The 18,073-nt window shown below is 71.8% G+C and carries 14 protein-coding genes; 12 read left to right on the forward strand and 2 right to left on the reverse strand.

Annotated features, from left to right (window positions below; genetic code table 11):
* The first annotated feature begins 4 nt into the window (after nucleotides 1-4).
* Both ACZ5CW_RS26000 and ACZ5CW_RS26005 read left to right on the forward strand, forming a co-directional pair.
* Nucleotides 5-736: a methyltransferase domain-containing protein gene (locus tag ACZ5CW_RS26000; RefSeq protein WP_468605321.1), complete on the forward strand. Its 732-nt coding sequence runs from the start codon at nucleotides 5-7 to the stop codon at nucleotides 734-736.
* Nucleotides 733-2,289, forward strand: coding sequence for an FAD-dependent oxidoreductase (locus ACZ5CW_RS26005; protein WP_468605323.1), 1,557 nt, complete (start codon nucleotides 733-735; stop codon nucleotides 2,287-2,289). Before ACZ5CW_RS26000 ends, ACZ5CW_RS26005 begins: the two co-directional genes overlap by 4 nt.
* A 42-nt stretch (nucleotides 2,290-2,331) precedes the next feature.
* Here the strand turns inward: ACZ5CW_RS26005 and ACZ5CW_RS26010 are convergent, their stop codons facing one another.
* Nucleotides 2,332-3,501, reverse strand: a complete 1,170-nt coding sequence (locus tag ACZ5CW_RS26010) for a carboxylate-amine ligase (protein ID WP_468605325.1) — start codon at nucleotides 3,499-3,501, stop codon at nucleotides 2,332-2,334.
* A gap of 853 nt (nucleotides 3,502-4,354) precedes the next feature.
* Between ACZ5CW_RS26010 and ACZ5CW_RS26015 the strand changes: the two genes are divergently transcribed.
* From ACZ5CW_RS26015 to phzG, 8 genes are all read left to right on the forward strand, one after another.
* Nucleotides 4,355-5,851: an FAD-dependent oxidoreductase gene (locus ACZ5CW_RS26015; RefSeq protein ID WP_468605327.1), complete on the forward strand. Its 1,497-nt coding sequence runs from the start codon at nucleotides 4,355-4,357 to the stop codon at nucleotides 5,849-5,851.
* 254 nt (nucleotides 5,852-6,105) lie between these two features.
* Nucleotides 6,106-7,842, forward strand: a complete 1,737-nt coding sequence (gene qcrB, locus ACZ5CW_RS26020; RefSeq protein ID WP_468605329.1) for a cytochrome bc1 complex cytochrome b subunit — start codon at nucleotides 6,106-6,108, stop codon at nucleotides 7,840-7,842.
* A 262-nt stretch (nucleotides 7,843-8,104) separates the two neighbouring features.
* A complete protein-coding gene (locus tag ACZ5CW_RS26025; protein ID WP_468605331.1) occupies nucleotides 8,105-8,581 on the forward strand; it encodes a sigma factor-like helix-turn-helix DNA-binding protein in 477 nt (158 codons plus the stop codon).
* Between the two features lie 305 nt (nucleotides 8,582-8,886).
* Nucleotides 8,887-10,062 carry a 3-deoxy-7-phosphoheptulonate synthase gene (locus ACZ5CW_RS26030; RefSeq protein ID WP_468605333.1) on the forward strand — a complete coding sequence of 392 codons (1,176 nt, stop codon included), beginning with the start codon at nucleotides 8,887-8,889 and terminating at the stop codon, nucleotides 10,060-10,062.
* Between the two features lie 68 nt (nucleotides 10,063-10,130).
* A complete protein-coding gene (locus ACZ5CW_RS26035) occupies nucleotides 10,131-10,754 on the forward strand; it encodes an isochorismatase family protein (RefSeq protein WP_468605335.1) in 624 nt (207 codons plus the stop codon).
* The gene (locus ACZ5CW_RS26040) at nucleotides 10,751-12,682 is read left to right on the forward strand and encodes an anthranilate synthase family protein (RefSeq protein ID WP_468605337.1); all 1,932 of its coding nucleotides are present in this window, start codon (nucleotides 10,751-10,753) and stop codon (nucleotides 12,680-12,682) included. Before ACZ5CW_RS26035 ends, ACZ5CW_RS26040 begins: the two co-directional genes overlap by 4 nt.
* A 151-nt stretch (nucleotides 12,683-12,833) precedes the next feature.
* Nucleotides 12,834-13,673, forward strand: coding sequence for a PhzF family phenazine biosynthesis isomerase (locus ACZ5CW_RS26045; protein ID WP_468605339.1), 840 nt, complete (start codon nucleotides 12,834-12,836; stop codon nucleotides 13,671-13,673).
* The gene (gene phzG, locus ACZ5CW_RS26050; RefSeq protein ID WP_468605341.1) at nucleotides 13,666-14,370 is read left to right on the forward strand and encodes a phenazine biosynthesis FMN-dependent oxidase PhzG; all 705 of its coding nucleotides are present in this window, start codon (nucleotides 13,666-13,668) and stop codon (nucleotides 14,368-14,370) included. Before ACZ5CW_RS26045 ends, phzG begins: the two co-directional genes overlap by 8 nt.
* Nucleotides 14,371-14,532: 162 nt before the next feature.
* On the opposite strand, the gene ACZ5CW_RS26055 is transcribed toward phzG, so the two are convergent.
* A complete protein-coding gene (locus ACZ5CW_RS26055; RefSeq protein WP_468605343.1) occupies nucleotides 14,533-15,627 on the reverse strand; it encodes a methyltransferase in 1,095 nt (364 codons plus the stop codon).
* Nucleotides 15,628-15,869: 242 nt separating this feature from the next.
* Between ACZ5CW_RS26055 and ACZ5CW_RS26060 the strand changes: the two genes are divergently transcribed.
* Both ACZ5CW_RS26060 and ACZ5CW_RS26065 read left to right on the forward strand, forming a co-directional pair.
* Nucleotides 15,870-16,358, forward strand: coding sequence for a PhzA/PhzB family protein (locus tag ACZ5CW_RS26060; RefSeq protein ID WP_468605345.1), 489 nt, complete (start codon nucleotides 15,870-15,872; stop codon nucleotides 16,356-16,358).
* 206 nt (nucleotides 16,359-16,564) lie between these two features.
* Complete coding sequence (locus ACZ5CW_RS26065) at nucleotides 16,565-18,025, forward strand: multicopper oxidase family protein (protein WP_468605347.1); 1,461 nt, start codon at nucleotides 16,565-16,567, stop codon at nucleotides 18,023-18,025.
* Nucleotides 18,026-18,073: the final 48 nt, after the last annotated feature.

Genomic DNA, 18,073 nt, shown 5'->3' on the forward strand with positions numbered 1-18,073 from the left:
CCGCATGAGCCTGTTGCGCGACGAGGACCTCGCCGCCGCGTTCGATCACGCCGCCCGCACTTACGACACGCTGGTGGCCGCCAACCCCGGCTACCACGCGCACCTGCGCCGCTCGGTACGCCGCCTCGGGCTGCCCGGCCACGGAGAAGGGCTGCGCGTCCTGGACCTGGGCTGCGGCACCGGCGCCTCGACCGCCGCGCTGCGTTCGGCGCTGCCGGGCGCGGACATCACGGCGGTGGACGCCTCCGCCGGCATGCTGGAGCGAGCCGCGGCCAAGCCGTGGCCGGCCGGTGTGACCTTCGTGCACGCCCCGGCGGAACGCCTGCCCGAGGCCGGGGTGAAGGGCCCCTTCGACGCGGTGTTCGCCGCCTACCTCTTCCGCAACCTGTCCGATCCCGACGCCGTCCTCGGCGCGGTGCGCACGCTGCTGACGCCGGGAGGACGACTCGGAGCGCACGAGTACACCCTCAGCGGCCGCCGTGCCGATCGCGCGATGTGGACGCTGGTGTGCCGCGGCATCGTCCAGCCCGTCGCCGCCGTGCTCGGCGACAGCGGGCTCTACCGTCACCTGTGGCGCAGTGTCGTCGAGTTCGACACCGCCGAACGCTTCGCCGAACGGATCGGCGCCGCGGGATTCCACCAGGTCAGGGTCGTTCCGCTGCCGGGCTGGCAGACGGGCATCGCGCACACCTTCGTCGCCCGCCGCACCGATGCCGCGACGGAGACCGGCCGATGACCGGTGCCCACCGCCCCGACGGCGCCCGTCGCGGCCGGGACCGCCGGGCCGGCCTCCTGCCCCCGCGCCCGGGAAGCCCGCGGATCGACGGCCCCCGCCCCACGACCGCAGTCGTCGGCGGCGGGATCGCCGGACTGGCAGCCGCCACGGCACTGGCCGAACGCGGAGTACACGTGACGCTGTACGAGCGCGAGGCATACCTGGGCGGCCGCGCCGGCGGATGGCCGGTCGACCTGGCGGACGGCTCCACCGTGACCATGAGCCGCGGCTTCCACGCCTTCTTCCGCCAGTACTACAACCTCCGGGGCCTGCTGCGCCGCACCGATCACCGGCTGCAACGCCTGACCGCACTGCCGGACTACCCCTTGCAGCACAGCAGCGGCCTGCGGGACAGCTTCCGCCACGTCCCGCGCACCCCGCCGTGGAGCGCGCTCGGATTCGTCGCGCTCAGCCCCTCCTTCGGCCTGCGGGACCTGAGCGCGATGAACCCCCTCGCCGCCCGACCCCTGCTCGACGTACGCGTGCCCGACGTGTACGAGCGCCTCGACGGCATCAGCGCCCACGACTTCCTCGACGCCGTGCGCTTCCCGGGAAAGGCCCGCCACCTGGCGTTCGAGGTCTTCTCCCGAAGCTTCTTCACCGACCCGCGAAAGCTGTCGGCGGCGGAGATGGTGCTGATGTTCCACATCTACTTCCTCGGCTCCTCCGAGGGCCTGCTCTTCGATGTGCCCCGCGCCCCCTTTCCGGTGGCTCTGTGGAATCCGCTGGCCGGGTATCTACGGCGGCACGGTGCCGACGTACGGACCGCCACGGCCGTCGAGCACATCGCGCGGACACGGGACGGGGCGTACGTGCTCACCGCCGGCGGCGCCGAACGGCGCCACGACACGGTCGTGCTCGCGCTGGACACGGCGGGCCTGCGGGCCGTCGTCGGCCGCTCCGGCGGGCTGGGCGACGCGCCGTGGCGCGAGCGCGTCCAACGGCTGCGCCCCGCCCCGCCCTTCCTGGTGACCCGCCTGTGGCTGGATCGCCCCGTGCACCCCGGCCGCCCGGGGTTCCTGGGCACGAGCGGTCACGGCGGCCTCGACAACATCAGCGTGCTGGAGCGCTGGGAGGACGAGGCGGCCCGATGGGCGGCGCGCACCGGCGGGTCCGTCGTGGAACTGCACGCCTACGCGGTACCGGCGGACGCCTCACGCGACGTCGAACAGAAGCGCCTGACCGAGGAGTTGCGCCGCGTGTACCCGGAAACGCGGCGGGCCGCCGTCGTCGACGTGCGCCACGAATGGCGTCAGGACTGCCCGTCGTTCCCCGTGGGCGGTTACCTCGACCGGCCGACCGTACGCACACCCGACCCGGGTCTCGTCCTGGCCGGCGACCTGGTGCGCACGGACCTGCCGGTGGCGCTGATGGAGCGGGCCGCGACGAGCGGATTCCTCGCCGCGAACGCCCTGTTGGAGCGCTGGGGGGTGCGGGGCCAGACCCTGTGGACGGTACCGAACCGGGGACGCGGCGCGGTGCTGCGCGCGCTGGCCCGGTGGGGAGACGCCTGAAGCCGCTCGGGGATCGGCTGCGCACGCGGCATCACAGACCGGCTACGGAGGCTCGACGGCGAGGTCGTCCACCACGGCCTGGAGCCGACCCTCGTACCGGTCGGCGATACGCCTCTGCCGTGCGGAGCCGGTCCCCTCGAGCTGGACATCGCCCAGCCAGTCGCTGACCCACGGGTCGTCGCCGTACCGGCTGAGGTGCGGCTCGACCCGCTTCCACAGCTCCTCGATCAGCCGGCCGACGGTCGTCGGGGCGCAGTCGCGGGTGTGGGTGGCGGGCAGGGTGCCGATCGGCCCGTGCCGGGCGGCCTGCCAGCATGCCGCCCGCAACAGCAGGTCGGGGACCTCGGGCGCGGGGTCGCCGGCGCGTACCGACTCGAGGGCGCTGCCGACGAGGGCGCGGACGAGCAGCGCGTACGCCGCGGTGGCACCGGGGTCGGGCAGCACGTCCGCGACGCGTACCTCGATGGTGGGCAGGTGCGCCGACGGCCGGACGTGCCAGTAGATCATGGCCGGGTCCATGGCCACTCCGCTGGCCACGAGCTGGTCGACGACCCATGCGTAGTGGGCGGCGCCCCGCAGATAGGGCGGAGGTCCCGCCGACGGCCACCGGCTCCAGACCATCGAGCGCCAGCTGGCGTACCCGGTGTCCGAGCCCCCGCTGTACGGGGAGTTGGCGGTGAGGGCCAGCAGGAGAGGCATCCAGCCCCGTAAGTGGTTGAGCGCCAGGACGGCTTCCTCGCGATCGGCCACGCCCACGTGCACATGGCAGGAGTTCACGCCCTGCTCGTCGACCACGGGCCCGAAGCGGCGCGCAAGGGACCGGTAACGTGCCTGGTCGAGCAGGGGCGGTGGCCCGCAACGGCCGAGGACCGCCGTGCCACTGGGCACCAGCAGACAGTCGTACTCGGCCGCGGCGGCGGCCGTGCCTCTGCGGAGCCGAACGATCTCCGCCTGCAGCTCGACGGCCGTACGACAGACCGCGCTGACGGTCTCCACCTGGGACCGCGAGAGTTCGGGTGTGGAATGCGGCGCGCCGAGGCGAGCGCGGGCGGCACACACCACGGAAGGCGATCTGTACACGGCCGACCTGCTGTTCCGGTCGGCCAGGACGAACTCCTCCTCCACACCCACCGTCGGCGGTGCGGTCGCCTCCGGTGGCAGCCCGGGCCCGCCGGCAGCGACATGGGGCACGGCATCAAGCGGCTCTGGCACGTCCAGCCCCTTCGGGAGACATGGGACACCGGCATCGACTCGCGGCGAGCACTGTGCGGCTCGCGATGACCACTGACGCGCTCGGGCGCATGGGCCACTCCCTGGCGAACAGCGGGTGGGAAACGTCATGGTGAGCCTTCGCCGAGGCTGCCGCAAGCAGTTACTGAGCCAGCATCAGGGCGCGTCCGGACAAGCCCGGGGAAGGGGTGCTGTCCGTGTGGACCCGCTGCCGCGACTGCTTTCGGCCGTCCGGGTCGCCGTGCTCGAGCAGGCCCGGGGTCGTCGTGCTCGAGCAGGCCCGTGTCGTCGTACTCGAGCAGGCCCGTCGGGAGGCGGACCGCAACCCGGTGATCCGCCGCCGACCCGGTGCACGGCCCACCGCCACCGACCGCCCCCGTCGACCGCGACGGCTGCGCCACCGACGCCGCCGAGGCGGCCCGCCGCCCACCGCGCGGTTCCCCTGTGCTCCGGCAGCAGACGGACACGGCCCCCGCCGCCGGTTCCTCCCGCCGCACCCGGGCCCCGCGTCCTCGACACCCGCCAAAGACGAAATCGCACCCGCCTCGAGCATCGCTCGAGCCGCCACGGCCGCGCGGCACCCCGCGCGAGCCGCGCACAGTAACGTCGTACCGTGCCGACGCGCGCCCCGCCACCAGGCATGTCGGCGCCGAACACCCCCGCGCACGCACGGCCCCGCACACCACCGTCCCAGCACCACCACCCGCCGGCACCCGCCGGGCACCCCCTGACCCGACGGCGGCCGAGCGCCGCATGATGCCACCACTATGCACAGGGGAGGGCGGCCGAGTTGAACCAGGACGCACGTGTTGTCCACGCCGGCCACGGTCATGCCGTGGTGATCGGCTCGAGCCTGGCCGGGCTCACCGCGGCCCGGGCCCTGGCCAACTTCATGGACCGGGTCACCGTGATCGAGCGCGACCGGCAGCCGTTCGGCCCCGGCAGACGCCGAGGCGTACCCCAGGCACGCCACACGCACAGCCTCACGACCGCCGCCGGGCAGGGCCTGGAGCAGCTGTTCCCCGGCATCGGCGACGACCTCACCCGCGCCGGCGCGGTCCGCGTCCGCATGCCCGAGGACATGCTGCTGCTCGGGCCCGAGGGCTGGCTGCCCCGCTTCGACTCGGGCCTGTCGGTGCTGAGTGCCGGCCGCGACCTGATCGACGGGGTGATACGCGACCGGCTGCGCGCCGATCCCAAGGTGGCCTTCCGGTACGGGCACGAGGTCGTGAGCCTGCAGCCCGGCCGCAACGACACGGTCGCCGGCGTCTGGGTGCGCGGCCGCGACCGGCAGGCGCCCGACGGCTGGGGCCCCCGTCACCTGCTCCGCGCCGACTTCGTGGTCGATGCCTCCGGGCGCGCCTCGCACGCTCCCCGATGGCTGGACGAACTCGGCTACGAACCGCCCGTGGACACGGTCGTCTCCACGCCGGCCACCTACGCCTCCACCGTGTTCGCTCCGCCCGTCGGTCATGTCGCCGACTGGAAGAGCCTGTTGCTCATGCCCTCGCCCGGCCATCCGCGTCAGGGCATGCTCAACCCCGTCGAGGGCGGCCGCTGGTCGGTGACGCTCTGCGCCGCCGACGGCGAGCCGCCGCCCACCGACCACGCGGGACTGCTGCGCGCCGCGGGGGCCCTGCGTCACCCGCTGCTGCGGGACGTCATCGAGGCCGCCACGCCGCTCGGCCCGGTCTACGGCTGCACCCACGGCGAGAACCGCTGGCGCCACTACGAGAAGCCGCGCCGCTGGCCCGACCAGTTCCTCGTCATGGGCGACGCGCTCGCCACCCTGGATCCCGTCCACGGTCAGGGCCTGACCCTCGCCGTACGGGGCGCCCTCGTCCTGGACCACATGCTGGCCGACCACGGCACCGCGGTCGGCCTCAGCAACCGGCTGCGCCGGGCCCTCGCCCATCACCTCGCCCCCGCCTGGCGGACGAGCATCCGCAACCTGCGCACGGCCGGCGGGCACCCGGACGAGACCACCGGGGTTCGTGCCCGGCTCGACCGGCGCTACGCCGCCCGGATCGCGGCCGCCGCGACCACCGACCGGCACGCGGCGACCCTCCTGCTCAGGCGGCTGCAGACGGCCGCCCCGACAGCCGCCCCCTCGTGGCCGCGCCTGCTGCGGGCCCTGTCCGCCTCCGGGCGCGGCCCGCGGCAGACGGCACCCCCCAGCCTCACCCACGGTCCGAACGCGCCACGAGGACGCCCCGCCACGCCGCACATACCCGCCATCGGCATCTCCACCGGTGCCGCCCGGCCGCGCTCCACGGGTTCCTCGGCGCAGTGGCCGACCACGGCACCGGCCGAGGACCGGCCCGTTCCGTGAGCCGCAGGCAAGCGGATGCCCGGCCCCGCCGACGTGCGTCCGAGCGGCTCGCAACTCGCTGGAGAAGCACTCGAGTCGCGACCGGAACCCGACTCGAGCGTCGTTGTCCGGCCGGGTCGCGCCTCGATAGCGTTCTTCCGCTCCCAGGCACGGGCCCGCTTTCGCCGCCGCAGGCCACCCCCCACCACTGACCGCTCAGCGGCCGGACGGGTGTGCCTGTGACGGACGAGCGGCGAGGGGAGGGGCGCGCGGGTATGAGTATCACCGACAAAGCGCCGCGCAGCGAGCGCCGGGAGGCGCCGCAGGGTGAGCGTGTCGCCGACTGGCTGGACGGACGGCTCGGGGTCTACAAATGGGGAGGCCTGCTCCGCAAGGTCTTTCCCGAGCACTGGTCCTTCATGCTCGGCGAGATCGCGCTCTACAGCTTCATCATCCTGATCCTCACGGGAACCTGGCTCACCCTGTTCTTCACACCGAGCATGGGCGAGACGGTCTACCACGGCCCGCACACCCCGCTGCAGGGCGTCCTGATGTCGGAGGCCTACGCCTCCACCGTCAAGATCAGCTTCGAGGTGCGCGGCGGGCTGTTCATCCGCCAGCTGCACCACTGGTCGGCCCTGGTCATGATCGCGGCGCTCTGTGTGCACACCCTGCGGCACTTCTTCACCGGCTCGTTCCGCAAGCCCCGCGAACTCAACTGGGTGATCGGCTTCCTGATCCTCGTCCTGGCCATCGTGGAGGGCTTCCTCGGGTACTCACTCCCCGACGACCTGCTCTCGGGCACCGGCCTGCGCATCTTCGAGGGCATCACGCTCGCCGTCCCGCTGGTCGGCACGTATCTGCAGATGTTCATCTTCGGCGGCGAGTTCCCCTCCCATGACATCGTGTCCCGGTTCTACAGCTTCCACATCCTGCTCATACCGGGCATCATGCTGGCGCTGACCGTTGTGCACCTGATCCTGGTCGTCTACCACAAGCACACCCAGTTCCGGGGTCCAGGCCGCACCGAGAACAACGTCGTCGGACAGCCCCTGGTGCCCAACTACACGGCCAAGGCCGGCGGTTTCTTCTTCATGGTCTTCGGCGCGCTGGCGCTGATGGCGGGCATCGCCACGATCAACCCCGTGTGGCGGTTCGGGCCCTACCGCCCCGACCAGATCTCCCAGGGCTCCCAGCCCGACTGGTACATGGGCTTCCTAGAAGGCGCCCTGAGAGCGTTCCCCGCCTGGGAGTTCACCATCCCCGGCGGCTACACCGTCAACCTCGGCGTCCTGATCCCGGCCGCCGTCCTGCCCACGGTGATGGCGACGGTGCTCGCCCTGTGGCCCTTCCTGGAGGCCTGGATCACCGGGGACAGACGCGAGCACCACCTCCTGGACAGGCCACGCGAACAGCCCACGCGGACCGCGTTCGGCTGCGCCTTCGTCGCCCTGTACCTGGTGCTCTTCTTCGGCGGCGCCAACGACATCCTGGCCGAGCGCTTCAACCTGTCCCTCAACCACATCACCTGGGCGGTACGGATCGGCGTGTTCCTCGTCCCGGCGGTGACGTACGTCGTCACCAAGAGGATCTGCCTGGGCCTGCAGCTACGGGACCGCGACAAGCTCCTGCACGGCCGGGAGACCGGAAGGATCGTCAGGCTGCCGCACGGCGAGTTCGTCGAGGTGCACGCCCGCCTCGACCGGGAGCAGGAGTACACGCTGCTCTCGCGGGAGATCCAGCAGCCGCTTCCGGCACCCGCCCTGGAACACGACGGCGTGCCCAACCCCCGAGCCCGCAAGGACGTGCTGCGCCACCGGCTCAGCCGCTGGATGCACGGCGGGCAGATCGCCACGCCGACACCGCAGGAGCTGCAGCGGGCCCTGGAACACCACGGCCACTCCTCCGACGGGCACCCCTCGCTCGACGGGCACGCTTCCTCCGACGGGCAACTGGAATCCGGTCCGCACACCACCCTGGAGGGACAGGGGCCGGGCCGCCCGGCCCGCTGACCGGCGGCAGGGCACGGGCGGGCCACCGAACGGCGGCGCGGGTGATCGGACGACGGGTCACCCGCGCCGCAGCCATTGCACCCACCACCCGCGTACGCCCACCTGCCTGCGTACGCCCGCCCACTCGCGTACGCCCACCCGCCTGCGTACGCCCGCCCTCCGACGGACGGATCCGTCCCGACGGCTCCCCTCAACGCCGCGCGCACGTCGACGAGTTCGCCGGCGCACCCCAGCCGACCGACCCGACGAGCCCGGAGCCGCCATGACCGGGACCGAGGACTTCGCGGAGCATGCCGAGCCCGTGACGGCGGCGGCCGAGGCGGCCGCGGCCGCCTTGTTCCTGCTCGCCCGGCTGTCCCCGCTGCAGCGCGCGGTCTTCGTGCTGCGGGAGGTGTTCGGGTGCGGCCTGCCCCAGATCGCGTCGGCCGTGGGGTGCTCGGAGACGGCGTGCCGGCAGCTCGCCGCCACCCTCCCCGTGGGCAGCGGCGACCAGGGCGGGACTCTCGCGTGGCCCCGGCGGATCACCGGTGCCGAGAACGTGGCCCGTCTGCTCGCCGCGGCCGTCCCGCCACTGGTGCGGATCGGCATCACCCTGGAACACCACCCGGTCGACGGGCGGCCGGGTGCGCTCCTGCGCGACCGCGACGGCCAGGTCCTCAAGGCCATGGCACTCGACATCCACGACGGGCGGATCCGGAGCATCCGCATCCTGAGCGGACCGGACCCGGCCGCCACCTGACCGCGCCTATTTCCATGGCGGATTATCGGCTGTATTCATGGGAACCAGACAGCCGGTATTCGTATCCACCCGATGGTGTCCCGATCGAATGCGCCTCGAGTGTTAATTGACCATTCGTGGATCTTTATTGCGGACACTTGCCTCCTGGTGCAGGATCGCTGACGGGATCATGCGTGCCGAGAGCAACCTGCCGGAATCATTATTCCGGTCCATTCAGTTGCTCGAAATCAATGGGACGACCCAGCGGAACCGCGAGTTCATGAACCCCTTCCAGCAGGTTCGGGCGCTCGGTATCGGAGATCTTCATGGAAGACGTCATACGGGAGATTCGTGTTCGCGGGGCATTACAGCAGCCCGAATGGAGCGACCTGCGGCAGGTGAGCCGGGTGGCCGAGGCACTCGCCCAACGCCCCACCCTCGTACGGGCCGACGACGTGGCCACGCTGCGCACCCTGCTGGGCAAGGTGGCGCTGGGCGAATCCATGGTGCTGCAGGCCGGGGACTGCGCCGAGGACCCGGGGGAGTGCACCCGCGACCACGTCGCACGCAAGGCCGCGCTGCTCGACCTGCTCGCCGGGACACTCGGCCTGATCGCCGGCAAGCCCGTCCTGCGCGCAGGACGGATCGCGGGCCAGTTCGCCAAGCCCCGCTCCAAACCCACGGAATCCGTCGACGGTGTCGAACTCCCCGTGTTCCGCGGCCACATGGTCAACGGCCCGGAGCCCGACCACGACAACCGCCGCCCCGACCCCTTGCGCATCCTCACCAGCTACATGGCCGCCTGCGACATCGTCGAGCACCTGGGCTGGCGCGAACGCGCCGCCCGACGTGACACCGTGGAACCGGTCGTGTGGACCAGCCACGAGGCACTGCTCCTCGACTACGAGATGCCCATGCTCCGCACCGACGAGGCCGGGCGGCTGTTCCTCGGCTCGACCCACTGGCCGTGGATCGGCGAACGGACCCGCCAGGTCGAAGGGGCCCACGTCGCCCTGCTCGCCCAGGTGAGCAACCCGGTGGCGTGCAAAGTCGGTCCCACCATGGAACCGGGCGAACTGCTCGCCCTGTGCGAGCGGCTCGACCCCTGGCGCGACCCCGGCCGGCTCACCCTCATCGCACGCATGGGAGCCGACCACGTCAGCGACCGGCTGCCCCGCCTCGTCGAAGCCGTACGCGAAGCCGGCCACCCCGTCGTCTGGCTCACCGACCCCATGCACGGCAACACCGTGACCGCTCCCGGCGGCCACAAGACACGGCTCGTACCGACCGTCTCGCTCGAGGTCTCCCGCTTCGTCGAGGCCGTACGCGGCGCGGGCGGTGTCCCCGGCGGACTGCACCTGGAGACCACGCCGGACGACGTCACCGAATGCGCCGTCACCGAGGCCGGCCTCGACTTCGTCGGCGAGCGCTACACCTCGCACTGCGACCCCCGCCTCAACCCGTGGCAGGCCGTCGCGGTGGTCTCGTCCTGGACCGCCTGAAGACGGCCCGCGGGCACGAGGTCGCACCGCGCACCCTTCACCGACCCGGCAAGCCAGGAACTGGAGCCATGACCGGCATACCCCCCATCGACCCGTACCCGCTGCCCGCCGAGGGCGACCTGCCCACCCCCGTCGTGCACTGGAACGCCGAACCCGACCGGTCGGTCCTTCTCGTCCACGACATGCAGCGCTACTTCCTCGCCCCCTTCCCCGACGGCATGCGCCGGGAACTGGTACGCAACGCGGCGCAGGTGCGCGACCGCTGCGCAGCCCTCGGCATCCCCGTCGCCTACACCGCCCAGCCCGGCGGTATGGACGACCGGCAACGCGGCCTGCTCAAGGATTTCTGGGGTCCGGGCATGCGGCCCGAACCCGCGGACCGCCAGGTGGTCGACGCCCTCGCGCCGGCCGCGGACGACTGGCTGCTCACCAAGTGGCGCTACAGCGCGTTCTTCCGCACCGACCTGCTGGACCGGATGCGCGCCGAGGGCCGCGACCAGCTCATCCTGTGCGGCGTCTACGCCCACGTCGGTGTGCTGGCCACCGCCGTCGACGCCTTCACCCACGACATCCAGCCGTTCTTCGTCGCGGACGCCACGGCCGACTTCACCCCCCACCATCACCGCTCGGCACTCACCTACGCCGCCGAGTGCTGCGCCAAGGTCACCACCGTCAAGGGGCTGTTCACATGACCCACCGACCGCCCCGAGCACCCGGCCACGACAGCGCCGGCGACCTGCTCGAGCAGGTGCTGAACGGCCGCCGGCAGGCCTATGCCCTGCTGCACCGGCCCGCCACGACGGGACCCGGCGTCATGGAGGTCCTGGCCGGTTCGGTGTCCCTGCCGGCCACGCTCGCCGACATCCCGCTGCCCTCCACCCCGGCCGCGGACACCGGCGCGCACCACGAGGTCCTCGTCGTCGTCCCCTACCGGCAGCTCAGCGAGCGCGGCTTCGCCTGCGCCGACGACGCCACGCCCCTGGTGGCCATGACCGTCACCGGCCAGCAGCAGCTGCCGCTCGCCGAGGCGCTGGCCCGCATCCCGGACGTGCCGACCACACTGGCGGGCGCCGACTTCGACGTCGACGACGCCGCCTACGAGGAAACGGTGCGCCGCATCGTCAAGGAGATGATCGGCACCGGGGAGGGCGCGAACTTCGTCATCAAGCGCACCTTCGTCGCCGACATCACCGACTACGGCCCGCACAGCGCCCCCGCCCTCTTCCGCCGGCTCCTGGAACGCGAGTCCGGTGCCCACTGGACGTTCCTGATCGACACCGGCACCCGGATCCTGGTCGGCGCCTCGCCCGAGCGGCACGTCAGCCTCGAGGGCGGCACAGCCGTCATGAACCCCATCAGCGGAACCTACCGCTATCCGTCCTCCGGGCCCTCACTGCCGGGCGTGCTGGACTTCCTCGGCGACCGCAAGGAGACCGACGAGCTGTACATGGTCGTCGACGAGGAACTGAAGATGATGGCCCGGATCTGCCCGGAGGGCGGCCGTGTCGTGGGCCCCTACCTGAAGGAGATGGCCCGGGTCGCGCACACCGAGTACTTCATCGAAGGGCGCACCGGCCGCGACGTGCGCGACATCCTGCGCGAGACCATGTTCGCGCCCACCGTCACCGGCAGCCCGCTCGAGAGCGCCTGCCGCATCATCCACCAGTACGAGCCGGGGGGCCGCGGCTACTACAGCGGCGTCGCCGCACTCATCGGACGTGATGCCGGCGGTGGACGGGTCATGGACTCCGCGATCCTGATCCGCACCGCGGACATCACCCGCGAGGGACGCATCGGCATCGCCGTGGGCGCCACCATCGTGCGGCACTCCGACCCCGCCTCCGAGGCCGCCGAGACCCGCGCCAAGGCGGCCGGACTCGTGGCCGCCCTCGATGGCGGCCGAGCGCAGCGCTTCGCCGACCATCCCCGCGTGCGCCGGGCACTGGAGCTGCGCAACGACTCCCTCGCCGGCTTCTGGCTGTCCGACACCGCCGAACGCGCCTCGGCGCTGCCCGAGCTGGCCGGGCGCAGCGTCCTCGTCGTCGACGCCGAGGACACCTTCACCTCGATGATCGACCAGCAACTGCGCTCCCTGGGCCTGCACGTGACGGTCCGCCGCTACGACGAGGAGTACACCCTCTCGGGCCACGACCTGGTCGTGATGGGGCCGGGGCCGGGCGATCCGCAGGAGAGGGCGCACCCCAGGATGCGTCACCTGCACACCGCCGTCGAGACGCTGCTGCGCACGGGCCGGCCGTTCCTCGCCGTGTGCCTGAGCCACCAGATCCTCGGACTCGGGCTCGGACTGCCGCTGCGCCGCAGGACGGTGCCCAACCAGGGCGTGCAGAAGGAGATCGACCTGTTCGGCACCCCGGAACAGGTCGGCTTCTACAACACCTTCGCCCTGGTCAGCGAGGAGGACACCGTCACCGCTGACGGTGTGGGACCCGTCCGGGTCAGCCGGGAGGCGGCCACCGGGGAGGTCCACGCGCTGCGCGGGCCCCACTTCGCCTCCCTGCAGTTCCACCCCGAGTCCGTGCTCACCCGGGAAGGACCGCGCATCGTCGGCACACTCCTGTCCGGTCTGCTCGCCCCGGCCCGCACCCCCGACCCGGCCTGAACCACCCCGACCGCCCCCGACCGATCCATCCAACCCCCCAAGCCGCCGGGCAGGTGCCCGTCCCCCCGCGCACCGGCCCGGCGGCCGCCCCCGCCTCGCCGCCGCAAGCGATCCCGGCGAGGCCCGCACCCGTACCACGAGTGGAGAACCGATGCACACCTACGTCGTCGTCGACGCGTTCGCGCGAACACCCCTCACCGGCAACCCGGTGGCGGTGTTCTTCGGCAGCGACGACCTGACCGCCGAGCAGATGCAGCGCATCGCGAGGGAGATGAACCTCTCGGAGTCCACGTTCGTGCTCACCCCCCGGCAGGACGGCACCGACGCCCACGTGCGGATCTTCACCCCGGTCAACGAACTCCCCTTCGCGGGGCACCCGTTGCTCGGCACCGCCATCGCCCTGGGCAGGCGCACGGACGCCGACCGGCTGCGGATCGAGACCGCCATGGGAGTGATCCCCTTCGAACTGCAACGCGCGGACGGCACGGTCGTCGCGGCGAGCATGCGCCAGCCGGTGCCCGTGTGGGAGCCCTTCGACCGCACGGCCGAACTCCTCGAGGCACTCGGCGTCAGCGACTCCACGCTGCCGGTCGAGATCTACCGCAACGGCCCGAGGCACGTCCTGGTCGGCTTCGAGAGCATCGAGGCCCTGTCGAAGGTGAACCCCGACCACCGCGCCCTGGCCCGCTTCCCCGACTTGGCGGCCAACTGCTATGCGGGATCGGGCCTCGAGTGGCGCAACCGCATGTTCTCGCCCGCCTACGGGGTGGTGGAGGACGCCGCCACGGGCTCCGCGGCCGGGCCCATCGCCATCCATCTCGCCCGGCACGGCCTCGCCGCCTACGGGCAGCGCATCGAGATCACCCAGGGCGTCGAGATGGGCCGGCCCTCTCCCATGGGCGCGCTCGTGCACGGGGAGGGCGACCGGGTCGACTCCGTCGAGGTCTTCGGCCACGGCGTCGTCACGATCGAAGGGGTGCTCCATGTCTGACCTGTCCCGCTCGCACCAGGCCCCCGGCACCGCGGCGGGCACCCGCGAGGGCGGTTCCACCCGCTCAGAATCGCTCACCGCCACCATCACGGTGGACTTTCCCGAGTTCCTCGCACCGCCTGCCGAGCCGCTGGGCCTGCTGGCCTCCTGGCTGGAGGCGGCCGCCGCCCACGGGGTGCGCGAGCCCCGCGCGCTGGCCCTGGCCACCGCCGACACCCGCGGCCGCACCTCCTCCCGGATCGTGGTGCTCACCTCCGCCACCGATGCCGGCCTGGTCTTCACCACCCACGCCGACAGCCGGAAGGGCCGTGAACTGGCCGACAACCCCTGGGCGTCCGGGGTCCTGTACTGGAGGGAGACCAGCCAGCAGATCACCGTCGCGGGCCCCGTGCAGCGGCTGCCCGACGCCGAGGCGGAGGCCCTGTGGGTCGCGCGGCCCGTCTTCACCCACGCCATGACCACCGTCTCCCGGCAGAGCCGGCCGGTCGACGACCTCGACCACCTCGAGGAACTGCGGGCCAGGGCCCGCGCACTGGGCGATCCGCAGCGGCCGCTGCCCCGCCCCGCGACCTACGCGGTCTACCGCCTCGTCCCCGAAAGCGTGGAGTTCTGGGCCAACGGCACCGACCGACTGCACGAACGGCTGCGCTACGACCGCACCGACGACGGCTGGCAGATCAGCCGCCTCCAGCCCTAGGGGGCTTCGTCGTACGCGGCCGCGGCGCTCGCCCGCGGCCGCGTACGCACGCTCCGCCCTGATCCGGCAGAACCGCTCGTCCGGTGCGCCCAGCGATCCAAGGGCCGTCAACACCACGGGCCACGGAGGCTGCCGCCTCCGTGGCCCGTCGGTCGTGTGCGCTCAGCCGGCCACGACCGCCTCCATCACCGACGCGTGCGACGAGGGCTCCGTGACGCGGACGACGGTGAATCCGGCCGCCGTGAGCAGCGCCTCGTACTCCGCGCGGGTGCGGCCCTTGCCGTTCAGGACCGTCATCATCAGCATGTCGATGGTCTTGCCCGGATGGGGCTCGTTGCCCGCCGGGATCATGGCATTGACGGCCAGCAGCCGTCCGTGCGCGGGCATGGCGTCCCGGCACGTGCGCAGGATGCGTACGCACTCCTCGTCCGGCCAGCTGGCCAGCACGTGCTTGAGGAGGTAGACGTCGGCGCCGGCCGGCACGGAGGCGAAGAAGTCCCCGCCCTCGGCGCTCCAGCGTCCCGCCAGCTCCGGGACGTCCAGGACATGCCCGGCGACCACGGAGGGAAGGTCGAACAGGGTCCCCGTCATGTGCGCGTTGCGCCGCAGGACCGCGCGCAGCAGACCGCCGCGCCCGCCGCCCACATCGACCACGTTCTTGGCCTCGGAGAAGTCCCAGGCCTGGGCGACGTCGTTGCTCAGCGTCTCGGAGAACGCCGCCATGCTGGAGTTGAAGGCCTTGCCCAACGCCGGATCCGCCGCGACATGGTCGTAGAAGGGGACCCCGTACAGGTGCTCGAAGGCGGTCGTGCCGGTGCGTACCGCCTCATGGAGGTGGCCCGCGGACTCCCAGAAGGCCGCCTCGCCGCGCACCATGATGTAGTCCCGCAGCGACCGCTCCGCGCCGGTGCGCAACGGCTCGGCGAGCGGGGTGAGGTGGAAGCGGCCCTCCTCGTCCTCGCGGAAGACACCCTTGGTGGCCAGGAACCGCAACAGCCGGTACAGATACGGACCGTCGACCTGCGCGGCCTCGGCGAGTTCGGCGGCCGAGCGGGGGCCGTCCGCCAGATGGTCGGCGATGGCGAACCGTGCGGCGGTGTGCAGGGCCGCCGAATACACATATCCCAGCGCCAGTTCGAGCAGCTCGCCCGTCACCGCCTGGTCGGTGGCGGCCGGACCGGGCGGCCGCCCACCCGCGCCGTGCGCGGCGGGTGTCGTCTTGGAAACCTCTGCGGCCTCGGGGCGAGCGCCAGCCATCGGATCAGGTCCCCCTTCTCGTGCCCTGCGAAATCCAGGGACGCAATGGTCGTGCACGCGGTCTGGGCATGCGTGTCCCAGCCTGCACCCGGCCCATCGTGTTCCGCTCGAGACTGACGGGAGCCACGTCCCCGGGCCCACACCGTCGCCGCAGGTCCTCGAACACTTCTCGACCCGGTCCCGAGTCGCGGCGATGACACTCATGCCTGCTTCGGCCCATTGACACATTGCTGGGGGAAACCATGGCTGACGACGCATCGCACGGCTTCACCGACGCCGCCGAACTGCGGCGCAAGAACCGCGCCACCGTCGAGAAGTACCTGGCGGACACCAAGGGGCCGGCCCGTCTGAAGAGGCACGAGCTGTTCGTCGAGCACGGCAGCGGCGGCCTGTGGACCAACGACACCGGGGAACCCATCGTCATCAAGGGCCGCGACCGCCTGGCCGAGCACGGAGTCTGGTCGCTGGAATGCTTCCCGGACTGGGAGTGGTACAACATCCAGGTCTTCGAGACGCACGACCCGAACTTCTTCTGGGTCGAGTGCGACGGCCACGGAAAGATCCGCTTCCCGGGCTACCCCGAGGGCTACTACGAGAACCACTTCCTGCACTCCTTCCAGCTCGACGACGGAAAGATCGTGCAGAACCGCGAGTTCATGAACCCCTTCGAGCAGCTGCGTGCGCTGGGCATCGCCGTCCCCACGATCAAGCGCGAGGGCATTCCCACCTGAACCGGCCCGGCACGGTGCGGCCGACGACGCCGCGAACCGGCAGCCGGCCCACACGCGTACAGCGGCATCCGGGCCCTTCGAGCCGGCCCGGATGCCCAGGCACGTGCACAACCCACCAGATCCCGGCAAGGCACCCGTCCCGGCTGACCGGCTCCTTGCAGATCCACCAGTTCGACCACGCTCCACCCAAGGAGGAACGACACATCATGGTCACCAGACGCCGTGTGCTTGCCGCGGGAATCGCGACCGGATCCGCGGGGCTCACCGGGGCCTCGCTGGTACCCCTGCTCTCCGCCCGCGCCGCCGAGGCCGCCGACGCACCGGCGACCGGCACCACGCCCCTGGCGATCGAGCTGTTCAAGGTGCCCATGCCCCTGGTCCCGGTGGCGAAGCCCGTCTCCACCCTCGGCGGTGTGGACCTCTACGAGAGCACCACGCGCAAGATCACCAAGGAGATCCTGCCCGGCATCCAGACCGAAGTGCTGACCTACGACGGCCAGTTCCCCGGCGCGACCATCAAGGCGCGCAAGAACCGCCCCGTCGTCATCGTCCAGCGCAACGGGCTGGACGTCCCCATCTCCCGCCATCTGCACGGCGCTTCGGTGCCGCAGGACAGCGACGGCGGCCCGATGGAGACCATCGAGCCGGGCGCCAAGCGCATCTACACCTATCCCAACAAGCAGCCGCACGCCTCGCTCTGGTACCACGACCACGCCCACCACGTGGAATCGGAGAACGTCTACCGGGGCCTGCAGGGCAGCTATCTGATCTGCGACGACACCGAGGCCGCCCTGCCGCTGCCCAAGGGCCAGTACGACGTGCTGATACAGCTGCGCGACGCCGACTTCGACGCCACGGGCCAGCTGCTGTACGCCATGAGCGACCGCAACCGCAACACCCTCCTGGTCAACGGCGCCCCCTACCCGTACTTCGAGGTCGCCGCCCGCAAGTACCGGCTGCGCTTCGCCAACACCTCCAACATGCGCTTCTTCGAGCTGCGTCTCGCCGACGGCAGCGACATGATCCAGATCGGTTCGGACGGCGGACTGCTGCCGAGCCCGAACACCACCAAGTCCGTCTACCTGTCCTCGGGTGAACGCGCCGATGTCGTCATCGACTTCTCGCGCTACCCGGTCGGCACCCAGGTCGTCCTGCAGAACACCGGGGGCCGCGGCCCCGTCGAGCAGGTCGGGCAGGTGATGCGCTTCGACGTGACGCGTACCGCCGACGACCCCAGCTCCGTCCCGTCCGTGCTGCGCAGCCTGCCGTCGCTGCCCACCCCCACGGCCAGCCGCACCGTCGTCCTGCGCATGGACGAGGACGGCCGCACCAACCCGCAGGCGTACATGGACGAGAAGCTGTACGACCCCGAGCGGATCGACGCCGACGTCCGTTTCGGTGCCAGCGAGATCTGGACGGTCACCAACGCCAACGTCAAGGCTCCGCACAACTTCCACATGCACCTGGTGCAGTTCCGGGTGATCGAACGCAACGGCAACGCCCCCGGGCCCGCCGAGTCGGGACTGAAGGACACGGTGGTGCTCCAGCCCGGTGAGACCGTCAAGCTCCAGGCGACGTTCGACACCTATGCGGGGGACTACGTGTACCACTGCCACATGCTCGACCACTCGGCGATGGGCATGATGGCGACCATGAGGATCAGCTGATCCTCCGGGACGGCAAGCCGACAGGGGCCGGCCCGCGCGAGCGGGCCG

Source organism: Streptomyces sp. NPDC031379 (assembly GCF_055569615.1).